The organism is Pirellulaceae bacterium, from assembly GCA_019636385.1.
Lineage (GTDB): Bacteria > Planctomycetota > Planctomycetia > Pirellulales > Pirellulaceae > Aureliella.
Map to the genome: position 1 here is coordinate 268,188 of JAHBXT010000001.1, position 14,169 is coordinate 282,356.

Consider the following 14,169-nt stretch of genomic DNA (forward strand, 5'->3'; position numbering starts at 1 on the left):
ATTGTCCTAGATTGTCGGCCATGCGTTTAGCACTCATTGTCGCCGTACCACTGTTTGGAGCCCTGTTGCCAATGCTGTTGGCCAGGGCGAGTCGAAAAATCTGCGCTGTTGGAACGGCCATCACAACGCTGATTGCGTTGACATTGTTGGTGACCTACACCCCAGAAGTCCTGGACGGCCAGTTGATCGAGGTCGGATGGGACTGGGTTCCCCAGTTAGGTCTGAGCCTGGACTTCAAGTTGGATGGTCTGGGCCTGTTGATGTCGGGCTTAATTTTGGGAATAGGTTTGCTGGTAATTCTGTACGCAAACGCGTATTTGGAACCCCACGAGCCGGTGGGGGTTTTCTACACCTACCTATTAGTATTCCAAGCAGCCATGTTAGGCATCGCGTTGTCAGACAACGCCCTGTCGCTGGTGGTATTTTGGGAATTAACCAGCGTTGCCTCATTCCTGCTAATTGGATTTTGGAATCATTTGCCAGAAGGTCGCCAGGGTGCGCGTATGGCCTTGGTGGTGACCGGGGGAGGTGGTTTGGCGCTGACTGCGGGCATGTTGTTACTTGGCGGAATTGCAGGCACATATGACATAACGGAAATCATTGCGCATCGGCAGCTCGTGCAAGACTCGCCCTGGTACCCGCTGATGTTGGCCTGCATCTTGCTGGGTTGTTTTACGAAAAGTGCTCAGTTTCCATTCCATTTTTGGCTGCCGCGAGCGATGGCCGCGCCCACGCCAGTTTCGGCCTATCTGCACTCGGCGACGATGGTCAAGGCAGGGGTCTTCTTGCTGGCACGATTGTGGCCCGTACTTTCAGGGAACGAGTATTGGTTCTACACGGTAACGACGGTTGGTGTGTTAACAATGCTGTTAGGCGCAGCCCTGGCTACCTTTCAGACCGATCTCAAAGCTCTCATGGCTTACTCGACGGTCAGTCATCTGGGCCTGATGACGATGCTGCTTGGCCTACAGACTCAAGCCGGCGTTGTGGCCTGCATGTTTCACCTGCTGAACCATGCAGTATTTAAAGCCGCGTTGTTCATGAATGTGGGCATCATCGACCACGGTGCTGGGACGCGCGATATCAATCGGCTTGGGGGACTGGTTCGTTGGATGCCGATTACGGCAGTCGCTGGACTCCTGGCCGCTGCTGCGAATGCGGGCCTACCGCCACTCAACGGATTCTTGTCCAAAGAGATGATGTTGGAAGAGGTCTGGAACATCAGTTACTTGGGACAGCCAGGTGTGGTTGCTGTCGTCGCGACAGTGGCGGGAGCGTTGGCGTTTGCGTACTCCATGAGATTCGTCATAAATGTTTACTTTGGTGATCGCCAAAAACTACTTCATGAACCACATGGTCCCAGTCCAGGATTGGCCTTTGCGCCAACCTTGCTGGCGCTGGCGGCGTTAGTGTTTGGGATTTTTCCAGGGCCCATTGGCGAGCCGCTCGTGGAATCAGCCGTCCAAGCGAGCACGGCGGCTGAGCCTCCGCATTTGCACTTTCATCTGTGGCATGGAATGACGCCCGCCGTGTACTCGTCGATTGCAGCAGTAATGGTCGGCCTACTAGTGTTCGGGCGCCACGGTGAACTCGCGAACATCTGGAAGCGCGTGGCTGTGGTTGATGGCAACCGAGCCTTTCATGCCACTATCGACTTGATTGTCACCAGCTGTCGACGGCTCACAGAACTTCTCCAATCCGGTTCATTGCCTAATTACCTAGTTATCATGCTAGTCGCCACGCTGTGCGGCGGCGGCGTGTCATTGCTGACCTCCACTTGGCAGTTGGGTACACGACCTCTGCTGCCGGTCAATTCGCTCAGCCTGTTGATGGGTGTAGTTCTACTGGTCGCAACAGTGGCAGCCGTTGTCTACCACAAGCAGCGTATCATCTGTTTATTAGCGACCAACGTCGTGGGCTTGCTGACTTGTATTGGCTTTGTCTATCTTTCCGCCCCCGACCTGGCGTTGACTCAAATCGCCGTCGAAGTCGTAACGCTGATTTTAATTTTGTTGGCCATGTTTTTCTTGCCCAAACAAACATCCAACGAAACCCAGGTATGGCGGCGATGGCGCGATGGAATTCTGAGCGTCATGGGTGGGCTGGGAATGGCTGCACTCAGTTGGGCGGTGATGCGACTAGATATCCAACGCGATTTAGCAAACTACTTTATCGACCATTCGTTGTCGAAGGCAGGTGGCGCTAACGTCGTCAATGTGATTCTAGTTGACTTTCGAGGCTTTGACACCTTCAGCGAGGTTGCCGTATTGAGCATCGCTGCGCTAACCATTTATTCGTTGTTGGATCGCGCTCGGCATGGCATCTCGGGGAACAAGCTGAATCATTGGGTTGCCGATCAACCACGAACTTTGGAGAAACATCCCAAACTGATGATGCTGCCCACGCGCTTGATGTTACCGATGACCATGTTGGCTGCTGCCTACCTGTTTCTGCGCGGGCACAATGATCCCGGTGGTGGATTTGTGGCCGGGCTGATGGCCTCGATCGCGCTGATTATGCAATACATGATCAGCGGTTACAAATGGGCCGATCAGCGGATTCATATTGACGCTCATGCCTGGATTGCCACAGGTCTGCTGTTAGTGGCCGGTACTAGCACGGCATCCATCGTCATGGGCTATCCGTTTCTCACTAATGCTCATGGGCACATCCATTTGCCGGTTCTAGGGGATCTGGCTTGGTCAAGCGCCATGGCGTTCGACGCCGGCGTGTTAATGGCTGTAGTGGGTGCGCTCATGCTCACACTGGCGAATCTGGCACGTATGGGAAGACAAGCCGAAAAATCAGCTTCCCAAGCCAATGCTGTCGCTGGTGCAATTGCAGAATCATCAACATCAACAAGCCCGCCACCAACCGCCCGTGGCGTCAATCCGCCGTATGGTGGCTCAAACGCGATGGCAACTTTGCTCCCACCCAATCTTGAAGCATCTGCGTTGGATTGGCCTTCGGCAAATCGAGGAATCTAGAAGCATGGAAGTCATCGTCGCTCTATCCGTAGGTCTCATGACTGCTGCTGGTATCTATCTATTGCTCCGCAATCGCACCTTTCCGGTAATTATGGGGCTGGTGATGATGACTTACGCAATCAATCTATTTTTATTCTGCACAGGCGGCATCGCCATCGATCAGGCGCCAATCATTCGCGCCGATGCAGCCAGTTATACCGATCCAGTACCTCAAGCTCTCGTATTAACGGCCATCGTCATCTCCTTTGGCACAACCGCTCTGATTGTGGTGCTAGCGCTGTGTGCGTTTCTGGAGACTGGCAACGACGAAGTCACCCTGCGTAGTTGGTCGAAGGAGCGCAACGAGCACTCATGAATCATTGGGTTATTTTCCCGATACTTATCCCGGCAGTGGTAGCACCGCTGATCGTGCTCACATCGCGGCGTGATGAAGTTCTTGCACGTGTATTTAGTGTCGCTGCAACTCTGTTCATGTTGGTAGTATCCTGCTGGTTGTGGCATGCCAGCAGCCAGGGTCATGTGGTGCGTTATGAATTAGGGCAATGGCCAAGTCCGTTTGGCATTGTCTTTGTGTTGGACCGTCTATCAGCCACGATGCTGGTTCTGTCAGGCGTTCTGGGATTCGTTGTCTCGCTGGCCGCCATCGATGGATGGGACCAACGCGGGCGAAATTTTCATGCACTGTTGCTGCTTCAATTGGGCGGCATCAATGGGGCATTCTTAACCGGTGACCTGTTTAATCTGTTTGTGTACTTTGAAGTGATGCTCATAGCCTCGTACGGTCTGATGGTTCACGGCGGTGGAGCCGATCGGTTACGAGCTGGCATTCAATTTGTCGTCATTAACTTGTGCGGCTCGTCGCTATTCCTGGTGGCCCTAGGTTTGATCTACGGCACCTGCGGTGGCCTACAAATGAGCGACGTGGGCCAGAAAATCGGCCTGCTGCCAGAAGGTAATCGAGCGTTGATGAGTTGCGGAATTACGTTGTTAATGATGGTCTTTGCGGTCAAGGCGGCGCTGGTGCCCTTGCATTTCTGGCTACCAAGTGCCTATGGCCATGCTCCACCGCTGATAGCCGCATTGTTCGCCATCGCCACCAAAGTTGGCATCTATTGTATGATTCGCGTACATGGCCAGGTGATCTCCGGTAACGAAGGTGTCTTATCCCAGTGGACCACCAACTGGCTACAGCCAGCCGGACTAGTGACGATCGTAGTCGGCATGGTTGGAGTTTTGGCATCACGAACGTTGTGCCAAATGGGCAGCTACGCTACTTTGGCTTCCAGCGGCACGATCGTATCCTGTGTTGCCCTGCTGAACTCAGACTCGCTTGCCGCTGGATTGTACTATTTGGCGCATTCGACGTTGGCTGGCGCGGTTTTGTTCTTGATAGCTGACGCTATCGCTTGCCGCCGAGGTGCAGATGCCGATCAACTGGTTACTTCTGGACCGATGTCCCAGCGCGCTTTGCTGGGTGGATTGTTCTTGATAGCGGCTCTAGCAATTACCGGCATGCCGCCGCTATCCGGCTTCATAGGCAAGCTATTGATCCTGGATGCCATGCGCCAGTCGGACTGGGGCGGCTGGATGTGGGTAATCATCCTGGCCACCTCGCTGCTGGGAATCCTGGGATTTGCTCGCGCTGGCAGTACGCTGTTTTGGAAATGCACCGCCAACTCGAACATTCCACCGACCTCTCATGAGCACAATTACACCATCATGACGCTGGTGGCCGGCGGTTCACTCATGCTGGGGTTGATCGCGTTGACTGCCGCTGCGGGAGTAACGCTGGCTGAACTGGAATCGGTTGCGGTGCAGGTCTGGAGCATGAGGTAATACACATGGACAGCAGCCATCACGATCAACGAACCTGGCAACAACGCTGGTTGCCGCATCCCCTCATTTCGATCGGCCTGATCTATCTATGGATGGCGTTGCAAAACAACTTCGCTATCAGCTCTCTGGTGACAGGTGTCATCCTAGGGATCGTTATCCCCATTCAGACTCGCAGTATTTGGGACGTTAAGCCACACATTGGGGCCGTCGGCCCAATGATTATGTTCGCTGTCGTGCTGCTGTGGGATATTGTTGTGGCCAACGTACAGGTCGCACTGATCGTAGTTTTCAAACCGCTCGATCGACTGCAACCCAAATGGTTCACGGTGCCGTTGGATTTAGTCTCGCCAGAGGCCATCGCCATCCTGTCAAGCGCCATTACACTGACACCGGGTACCGTTAGTTGTGATCTGTCTGCCAACGGTCGCAGCCTGTTGATTCACGCTATGGACACCGGCGATGCCGAAGCTGAAGCTGCCAAGATCAAGCAGCGTTACGAGGCTCGATTAATGAGGATTTTCGAATGATCTGGGGTGCGTTGGTCTTTGGTTTGACGGCGGCCGTGGCTGGGCTGCTCATGAACTCCTGGCGATTGGCCAAGGGACCCGATGCCACGGACCGTATCTTAGCCTCCGACACCATGGTCGTGAATACAATCGCGTTGATCATCTTGTATGGCATGCTCCAAGGAACAACAACTTATTTTGAATCCGCACTGCTATTTGCTATGTTCGGCTTCACGTCCACCGTGGCCTATTGTCGCTTTTTACTGCGCGGCGACATCATTGAGTGAGAGGCGTACTATCGAACCATATTCAGCCACTCTACGTAAGGAAGTCCCAAGGGAACGCTTCAATGACCAATTCCGTTGAAATCGTGATCGCCATGTGTATCATCGTGGGCAGCGTGTTTCTGCTCGTCGGGTCTTATGGTCTATTACGCATGCCCGACTTAATGTCGCGTCTGCATGCGCCCACCAAGGCAACGACATTGGGCGTTGGCGCCATCTTAGTAGGTTCGATGTTACACACATTCATCACGCAAGGCATCCTTTCGGTACACGAACTGCTGATCGTTTTCTTCTTGTTCGGAACGGCACCGATATCAGCTCACTTTATTGCGCGAGCCTACTTGCTGATTCATCGTGACAAGCTGGAATCAACCTTGCCGGATACTTGCTGCCAATGCGGCTGGAGCATGTACGACAAACCAGCCGAGGATCATGTAGAGAGTTCCGGCGGGCAGGCAATTCCTGCCAGTTCGCAATTGCCAGCTAGCCATTGATAGTCTGAGTTAATTGCTACGCAGACTCATTGGCCAGTGCATCTAGCCAGTCGGCGTCTAGCTCTCCCGTAGCCGTCAGAGCATCTGACTGGTCGAGCAGTTGCTGCAGTGCTGCATCGGTCGTTTCCGAGTGGTTGACTGACAGCGATTGTTGATTAGAACTCAAAAGCAGTTTTAGTGCCGAAGTAGAAGTCATAGGCTCCGGCCCTCCACTCGTGAGCTGCTCGTCATCGACCGTGTTCATGTCCGCTACATCGCTGGCACGAGAACTTCCGCTCCGTACGGCAGTAGCACTGTTCCCAGACGCCAGAGACGCAACCGCTGTGATCGGCTGCGAGTTCGCGTGACCGGTACTGCTGGACGATATGTCCGAGCTGGATTCGCCTTCAGCGATTGTTGAAGTGGGCGTGACAGGGGCTAGTTGAAATCTGCTAGTATCACCGTGCAGCTTTATCAGCGAGCGCCCTTGGGAATTGGTGCGACTGAGCAGCGCGTGAGTTAACGGAATCGTGGCAGAGACGTTCTGTTGGCTCGTATTAACGCCGCTTACCAACAGGTTGCTAGTGTGCAGTTGGAAATTGACACCCGACAAGCCGGCCCAAGTGCCATTGGGTGCCATCCAACTGGCACTGCCATTTTGATCGACCACAGCGGTGAGCATACGTTTAAACGTCGAGCCCAAGAAGTCGCGGATATTGATGTGCCGGGCATGAAGTGTACCTGAGACGATCAAATTCTGCGTCAAATCCCCCCCGTCAATGGCAGACTGGATTGCAATGGTTTGGCCTACGTCATTGAAGAAAGGAATCGCCTGCCGTGTCAGTTGATACTGGCCTGGGGCCAAATTGCTGAAGCTGAAACTGCCATCATTGGCAATGGTGGCTGTGGTATTGACGGTGCTTCCAGTCAGGCTGGTACCGGTCAACTGCAGGGGCGCGGAGCTCAGTACATAAAAGCTGGTTGCCTGATCGAACATCACTTTGCCGGAAATTGACCGAGGCATAAAATTCCGCACGGTCAGCGTGACGCTGGCCGAATCCGTTCGATTGGTCGAATCGGTAATTGTGTAGCTGAATGTTGCAGTTCCCTCGAAGCTATTCGTAGGCGGCGTATAGCTGATCGAGCGGCCATTATTGGAAATGACAACCGTTCCCGTACCGGCTGCTGGCTGAGTCACACTGGTAATCGTAAAAGTGTCTCCCGTATCCACATCAAAATCATTGGTCAGCACGTCTAACTGGCTTTGACCCTGAGGTGACAGAACCGTGAGCACGTCATCAACGGCTGTAGGCGGATCGGCCACCGGCGTGATTGTAAAGGTGACGCGTCCCGTCGCGGTGCCGCCATTACTACTCTCAACTACATAGGTAACAACTTCAGGTCGATCGAGGTTTGCTGCGGGGCGATACACCAGTCGCGTACCATCGGCCGATACCGCTACAGTGCTACCGAATGTCGAACTGCCCACTGATTTGATTTTAAGCGTGTCACCGACTTGGGCAGGGCTGTCGTTAGCCAATACATCATGCTCGGCCAATGCCGAGTCCTCTAATACTGTGAAGCTGTCATCGCGCGCCGTCGGGGGAGGAACATTCGGCTTGACGAGCACAGTGACTTGGGCGGTATCGGTTCCGCCCCGTCCATCGCTGAGCGTGTAGGTGAATGTCTCGGTGCCTACGAAACCGGTCATAGGTGAATAGCGGATATTCAGTCCGCTGGGACCGATAGTCACTGCGCCACCTTGCGATCCAGCAGTCACACTAATGACTGTTAATGACTCGACCGTTCCCGCATCAACCCCTTGATGGTCATTGGCGAGCACATCCAGTACGTTCAGCGAGCTGTTCTGAATTACCTCAAGCGCATCATCAACTGCTGCTGGCGGATCGTTGACCTCTGTTATCTGCAAGGTGACGGTGGCGGTCTGTCGAATTCCTTGCGCGTTAGCAACGGTGTAGGTCAGAGTCTCCGCGCCATGGAAGTTCGCAGCGGACGTGTACAGCAGTGACTTGCCGCCACTGGCGATCGTTACACTTCCACCACCGCTAGGCGTCGAGACTTCGACGATCGTCAGCACAACTCCGGACTGCGCAGTGTCATTGGCCAACACATTCAGCGTCTTTTGTCCCGAATCTTCATCGAAATTAAATGTGTCGTTGGCGACAGTGTAATCCAGTCCTACGGCGAAGCTGCTGCTTCCGAAATTGACTTCGCTGGCAGTAACGTCCTCGTTGCGGCCGTACAGTCCCGTATCATCAACGTTCGACATGGCGGTGCGCAGACCGGCATTCCCCACGGCTAGAGCAGTAAAAGTCACTTCGGCTAGAAGCCTTTCGTTGGGGCCCAGCGGTGACGTACCGGCCAGTCCTCCTATTCCATTAACGACTCCAGTGCCGACCGCACCTTTGGTACTGCCCACGTAGGGATCAACATGGGAAATCGGCGAAGTAGCAATTGGCTGAACGATGGCCGGATCAAACAACAAATCCACATACGCCGAGAACACCCCGATGCGTTCCGCGACTGGACGCTGATCCTGGACGTAGATCTGCACCTTGAAGTTCTGCCCTACGCCAATGGTGTTCACCGCAGTGCCTGTCGGGGTCACGGTTGCCAATCGAACTCCCATCACCGGCTCTTGGCCAACCTGAATGGAAAACGTCTGTCGCCGTTCATTGCCCGCCAAGTCAGTCAGTACCAGAGTCAGGCTTTGCGCTCCCGACTGCCCTGAGGCTGGAGTCCAACCGACTGTGCCGTTGGTGGGATGAATGGTCAGGCCTGCTGGAGCATTCTCCACGGCATATCGTAAACCCTGCCCTTCCTCCGCATGGTTTAGATTTACCGCCATGCCTATTCCAATGAACGCAGAGCTAGGAAAGGCGGAGGCGGGTAATTCAATCGGCGCTGTACGATCCAGCATTACCGTCAGCGTATTGGAAGTTGATGTTACTTGATTGTTTACCTTTTGCCGGGCAGTGAACACGGTGTTGCCCTGAGCAATGCCTCCCACGTTTTGCACAGTGACTTGTGTATTCGCGGAGCTAGCCGTCGCTACGCCAACCACTTCACCATCCACCACCATCTCAACTGTGGCACCTACGGTGGTGCCCGTTATGTTGAATGTCAGGACGGTAGCGTTGGTAATTCGATCTGAATTAGATTGGCCGGAATCGCTGGCAGCCGACAAAGACAGGCCCAGTGTCGCCGCAGGAGTAACCTGCACAGTGACCAATTGACTGTCGAATGTATCCTGAGTGGTCGAAGGCGCTGACTGCCGCACTCGGGCCAAGAATTGAAGCTGCCCTGAGAAATTGGCTGGCGGAGTTAAGGTAACAACCCCAGTCTGACTGTTGACACTCAAATCGTACAGCACACTGCCCACGCGTTCGACGCTGTATACTACCGTGTCGCCTTCAGCGTCTTGGCTGGTGAGCGTGTGATTCAGAGTGACTCCGGCCTGTCCCTGCAGTGTGGGAATGTCATTTAGGAAGGGGGCTCCATTGGCCGTGTCGGCAATGGCGGTGGCTACAAAAGTGCGACTGGTGGTATTACCCAAGGCATCGGTGGCGGTAACTGTAATGTTGGCCGATCCCGTGCCGCTGCCAACCCGCTTCAGCAGTATCAATCCGTTTTCGGTGTCGTTGAACACCGTCACTTCATTCATTTTGACGTCATTAATTGGCCGATCGCTCGCGTTGGTGGGGGTGCCGTTGATGGCTGCGCGGGTCGCGTCACCCTCGATCAGTTGTCCGAAGACAGAATGATTGAAGTCCAAATGCCGAGTCGGTCCGGCGGTAATGAAGAACTGCGAATTGTTGGTATCGTCGCCAGCCTTGGCAAACGACAGGACACCCGACCGATTGTGCTGCAAATCCAAATGGAATTGATCGTTGAAATTCCCTGGCTCTGTACCACCGATTGTGGCTGATGTTCCGCCTTGGATCATGAAGCCATCGATCACCCGATGGAATGGGGAATTGGTGTAGAAGCCACTTTGAGCCAACTCAATTACGCGGCTGGTTGCGCGCGGGGCCTTGTCTTCAAACAGCTGAAACACCATATCGCCGAAATCGGTACTGATCTTCAGGCTGCGATTATTGGTGACCATTTGAGCCGAAATCAGGTTTGGATTGGAGGATGTTACCGTATAGGTAATGGCGCTACCGTTTGGCGTATAGGAATCGACGGGCACATGCAGTGGGGAACCGGTGGCGACATTAACATTGGCGATTGGCACCATGTCAACATTCGAGGTCTTCGGAATGGCCACGCCCGAGCGTTGGCTAATCGTGGCTAGTGATTGAACGCCAGTTAGCCGACTGCCATCCGGGAAGACCCAGGTGGGATAGGTTGTAATGTTGTTGTCCAACGCAATTTGATTGGGGGTGCGATCCGGATTAGTCACTTCGATATACGGCAGGTATTTCGCACCATCTTCGAATAGCCGCTTCTGCTCAGAACAGAATCTGCACCAGGCTCCTCCGTAGAATTTGGTGCTCGTAGCAGCCAGCGCTTTGGCGAAAGCCACCAAATCATCTGCCGCTTCGCCCTCGGGCTGCAGCAAATTGGACATTACAACTGGCGGGGCTGCTACCAATTCAGGGGCCAGCAACGACTGATCAATCGCGGTATTTTGAGCAGACCCCAAGAGTTGCAAAAAGGCATCGGCCGCCATCAACTCGCGTCGCTCCAACGGCTCAAGCCAGATTGGTCGACAACATAAGCCTCGGCGAGCCGGCAAACTGTCCCACAGCCATTGCCGTAGCCAAATCAAAAACTGTCTCTGCTTGTGTCGCACTCTACGCTGCCTGTCACGTTGTTTCATAAGCCTGTTCCTCTGGTTAACTAGCAGTTGCTAGTTTCATTCCTGCTCCTTAGAAGTTCTATAAAGTAGCCTTAGCGCAGTGCCATTTCCTCAGTTCCGCAGCCTCAACCTCGCTACAACCGTCACAAAGCAGCGATGTGAGCCGGGCCTGTGCCCGCCCCCTTACGAGAGATTGTTCGCAGTTTCGCCGTTTTAGGCCACTTGCGGCGCTACCAACGTTTCAAATTTGTTTACCGCAGTGAACGTCATGGCAACGTGCAACCAGGTTTGATGCAAAAACGAAGCGCGTAGTTCCCCTGACCTGAACAAACGAACACCATTTCGAGCGACGGATGCCCCACGCCGGACCATTCACGGTCGAAACTCAATGGCCGCAGGACGTTCGCCGCCGAATGCGAAACGTGACACGCCGCTCAATCGTCTGGCAACAGATCAGACTCATTGAGCGTCGTAAAGCCCTTTGCGTTTAGAACTTCCAGAGCCATTTCGGTGTTATCCACCATGATTGCCACCGCCGCCTGAGAACCATGGTGCGGCAGAATAGGATAGGCCTGGACTATATTGATTTCCGCTGACAGAAGCGCAGAGCAGATCTGCAGCAGCGGTTGAGGACTGTCGGGCAATTGGACTCCGATCAAATCGCTTTCGATGATCGCCAGACCTGCGCGCTCCAGGATTTCCCGGCCTCGCTCCGGATGACTGACCAGGAAACGTCCAAATGCGCACTCGGCAGAATCGGTAATTGAAAGAGCCACGATGCGAATTCCAGTCCCTTCAAACCGACGAACCACCTCCAATAACTGCCCAACGCGGTTTTCCAGGAACACCGTAAATTGGCGAATCGTTGGGTAATCTCGACCTCGGGCCGTCAGGAATTCTGGCGTTGCGCCTTTTCCGCTGCTCATGAAATCTCACTTTCAGTGTTCATTGCCAATCGGACCCGCCAGGCAGTCTCTAGGCAGCCAAGTTTCGCCTAGGGTCAGCAAATCCTGTGTAGTTATAACGGCCAGTCAGTCTGTTGACAAAAGGTGTTGCGCTAACAAGCAGAGCAAACCGTAGATTGACTGCGATTCAACGAAAGGGTCGGCACGAATCGCGTCAGGCAAGTAAAGTGCGGCAAAAGCGAGTGAAAAAGGGGCCTGCGAATTGCCTGAATATCGCCCTGGGTGGCCGCTGGACGTGTGCCGGCGTGTCGGTCTTGTGACTGAGCATACAATTCTGGAGTTTCCTAGGCCTTGAGCGAGCTGCGAAGCGTTTGCAATTCTCAGACTTAGATTTATGATACTGAAACTCTACGGCCAACCGACTTCGCCCGAGGCCTGACAATTGCGCGACAATGATTTCGACGAGCAATGGAATCGCCTGATTGACCGATTGCAGTGGTGCGGTCACATGCTATTGGTACCGGTGTGGTTCGCGATTGAGACTGTCGAGCTGGCGTGGCAGTGGCTGTATGATCTAGTCACGGGGTCGATCAACCGCGACGCCCATCGCCTGGATTTAGACGAAGAGCCGTCGGCAGCCCAGCATCCACTTGATGCTGACGTTCCAGGCAATCCAGCAGAGGTCGCCGGCGCTGGCTTGGAGTCGGCTCGTCCAGTGTTCGATGTTTCGCTGCTGGAACCAGTTCGATTCTTATCCGCTTTGGCCGGCATCCTACCAACTTGGCTCATCACCAGGGAATGGCTAGGCATTCTAATCTGGTCGATCCCGACAGGAATGCTGTTGGTGACCACGGGACTGGTATTGCAATCCAGCTGGATGGATCGTGCAAAACTGTCTCAAGAATATATCAAGATGGGATTACGACAGCTGCCTGGCGACGACGGCATAATCGAGGTGCCGTCCGACACAACTCCTCAGACAGATTCAGCCCAACTAGGTGCTCGTGACCTGGCGGCAATTGCCCAAGATGCTTCCGGCCAGTCAAAGTCGAATTTAGCCTACGCCCAGTTACTGTTTCGCCGCGCCCTGATGCTTCATCCCCAACAGCAGAGCCTACTGGTAATCGGGACTGCGTTAATTCAAAGTGGTTCCGTTCGCGACGGCCGCAATCTTCTGCGAAAAATCTCGCCTGACCATGCCAAGGGACTGGTGAGGGGGCATGCCGTATTGGCGACCAGCTATTTGGTGGAGTACTCCGCATCCGGAAACCAGCAGTTGTTGGCCGTGTTTGAACATCACGCCAACATCGCGGCGCGACTGCCGGCAACGCCCGTCCGCGTACTGATGCTTGCCAGCGATCTGCACTGGCAGGCCGGGCGGCATGAGCTTGCCATTGAACTTTTGGAACTGGCTTCCAAGCGATCGCCAACCGCCAGTTTACGACTGGCCGCTCGTGCCAGCCAATTGGGTGACCAGCGACTGTTGCTCACCGCGCGCAAGACGGCTCTGGCGAACCTGCTTCAGCGCTTGCAAGTCGAGCCGCTGAACGTAGCGTTACGAATTGAAGTGGCTCAGTTGTTAGGAGGCACTCCTGAAGAACTCGCCCAAGCCGAGAAACTGTTATTACAAGGACTGGAATTGGGAGAAAGTCCTAGGCTTTCCCGCGCCCTGTCGGAAGTCATCCGTGTTCAGTTTGTCAGGCAGTTGCTTGCCTCTAATTTGAAGATCGTAGATTTGGGGTTATTAGACAGGAGCATCAAAGCAGATCCAACCAATCCACTTGTGGGCGATGTCATTCTTGATCTTGTCACCAAATCCTATAAGGATTCGTCGCAACTCCAGGCCGAATTCTACCGAATTTTGGCAACCGGAGAGGCAACTCTGGCCACCCATGCGGTGCTGGCAGAACTGCATTTGTCGCAGCAACGATCGCAGGAAGCTGTCACGCATTTGGAGCAGGTGTATGCGCTGGTTCCGTCGGCGATTAAGTATACGTGGTTGTTGGCTCGATCGTACGCCGAACAACACCGCCTGGAGGAGGCCGAGAAAGTTGCCACGACGACGCTGGAAATAATCGAATCCAGAGAGTTGATTAACGAACGTTATGCTGGCGACCTATTGGAGACTCTGGCGAGCATCTACGAACTCACTCAGCGTCGAGCCAAAGCTGTCGCAGCGCTAAACCGATTACTAGTCGCCCAGCCCAAGCGCGTTTCCGCACGGCAGATGTTGGCTCGTCTATACAGTTACATGGGTGAACAGGCTCAGGCCCAGGAGCAGCAATTAGAAATCGATCGCATTCAGCAAGAAGCCAAGCAAGCAACTGCATCGTAATTGGCTAGAGCGTGCCAG

Annotated in this window: 9 protein-coding genes; 7 read left to right on the forward strand and 2 right to left on the reverse strand. The window is 54.2% G+C overall.

The annotated features are described in order from the left end of the window. Positions 1-20 precede the first annotated feature (20 nt). The 6 genes from KF752_01035 to KF752_01060 all read left to right on the forward strand — a co-directional run bounded on the left by KF752_01035 (position 21) and on the right by KF752_01060 (position 6,107). Positions 21-2,987, forward strand: coding sequence for a monovalent cation/H+ antiporter subunit A (locus tag KF752_01035; GenBank protein ID MBX3420117.1), 2,967 nt, complete (start codon positions 21-23; stop codon positions 2,985-2,987). Positions 2,988-2,991: 4 nt separating this feature from the next. Continuing rightward, positions 2,992-3,342 carry a Na+/H+ antiporter subunit C gene (locus tag KF752_01040; GenBank protein ID MBX3420118.1) on the forward strand — a complete coding sequence of 117 codons (351 nt, stop codon included), beginning with the start codon at positions 2,992-2,994 and terminating at the stop codon, positions 3,340-3,342. Further along, positions 3,339-4,823, forward strand: coding sequence for a monovalent cation/H+ antiporter subunit D (locus KF752_01045; GenBank protein MBX3420119.1), 1,485 nt, complete (start codon positions 3,339-3,341; stop codon positions 4,821-4,823). Before KF752_01040 ends, KF752_01045 begins: the two co-directional genes overlap by 4 nt. A 5-nt stretch (positions 4,824-4,828) precedes the next feature. Then, positions 4,829-5,350 (forward strand): Na+/H+ antiporter subunit E, encoded by a 522-nt coding sequence (locus KF752_01050; GenBank protein ID MBX3420120.1) that lies wholly within the window; start codon positions 4,829-4,831, stop codon positions 5,348-5,350. Further along, positions 5,347-5,616, forward strand: coding sequence for a K+/H+ antiporter subunit F (locus KF752_01055; GenBank protein ID MBX3420121.1), 270 nt, complete (start codon positions 5,347-5,349; stop codon positions 5,614-5,616). Before KF752_01050 ends, KF752_01055 begins: the two co-directional genes overlap by 4 nt. A gap of 62 nt (positions 5,617-5,678) precedes the next feature. Then, complete coding sequence (locus tag KF752_01060) at positions 5,679-6,107, forward strand: Na+/H+ antiporter subunit G (GenBank protein ID MBX3420122.1); 429 nt, start codon at positions 5,679-5,681, stop codon at positions 6,105-6,107. Positions 6,108-6,123: 16 nt separating this feature from the next. Here the strand turns inward: KF752_01060 and KF752_01065 are convergent, their stop codons facing one another. Beyond that, complete coding sequence (locus tag KF752_01065; GenBank protein ID MBX3420123.1) at positions 6,124-10,932, reverse strand: tandem-95 repeat protein; 4,809 nt, start codon at positions 10,930-10,932, stop codon at positions 6,124-6,126. Positions 10,933-11,345: 413 nt separating this feature from the next. After that, on the reverse strand, positions 11,346-11,837 hold the full coding sequence (locus KF752_01070; GenBank protein MBX3420124.1) for an acetolactate synthase: 492 nt from the start codon (positions 11,835-11,837) through the stop codon (positions 11,346-11,348). A gap of 421 nt (positions 11,838-12,258) precedes the next feature. Here KF752_01070 and KF752_01075 point away from each other — a divergent pair, with 421 nt between their 5' ends. Beyond that, a complete protein-coding gene (locus KF752_01075; protein MBX3420125.1) occupies positions 12,259-14,151 on the forward strand; it encodes a hypothetical protein in 1,893 nt (630 codons plus the stop codon). Positions 14,152-14,169: the final 18 nt, after the last annotated feature.

Excerpts from the sequence above, each read along its gene's own strand:
- KF752_01060 (MBX3420122.1), top strand. The coding sequence starts at position 5,679 with ATGACCAATTCCGTTGAAATCGTGATCGCCATGTGTATCATCGTGGGC.
- KF752_01055 (MBX3420121.1), top strand. The coding sequence starts at position 5,347 with ATGATCTGGGGTGCGTTGGTCTTTGGTTTGACGGCGGCCGTGGCTGGG.
- KF752_01045 (MBX3420119.1), top strand. The coding sequence starts at position 3,339 with ATGAATCATTGGGTTATTTTCCCGATACTTATCCCGGCAGTGGTAGCA.
- KF752_01035 (MBX3420117.1), top strand. The coding sequence starts at position 21 with ATGCGTTTAGCACTCATTGTCGCCGTACCACTGTTTGGAGCCCTGTTG.
- KF752_01070 (MBX3420124.1), bottom strand. The coding sequence starts at position 11,837 with ATGAGCAGCGGAAAAGGCGCAACGCCAGAATTCCTGACGGCCCGAGGT.
- KF752_01065 (MBX3420123.1), bottom strand. The coding sequence starts at position 10,932 with ATGAAACAACGTGACAGGCAGCGTAGAGTGCGACACAAGCAGAGACAG.
- KF752_01050 (MBX3420120.1), top strand. The coding sequence starts at position 4,829 with ATGGACAGCAGCCATCACGATCAACGAACCTGGCAACAACGCTGGTTG.
- KF752_01040 (MBX3420118.1), top strand. The coding sequence starts at position 2,992 with ATGGAAGTCATCGTCGCTCTATCCGTAGGTCTCATGACTGCTGCTGGT.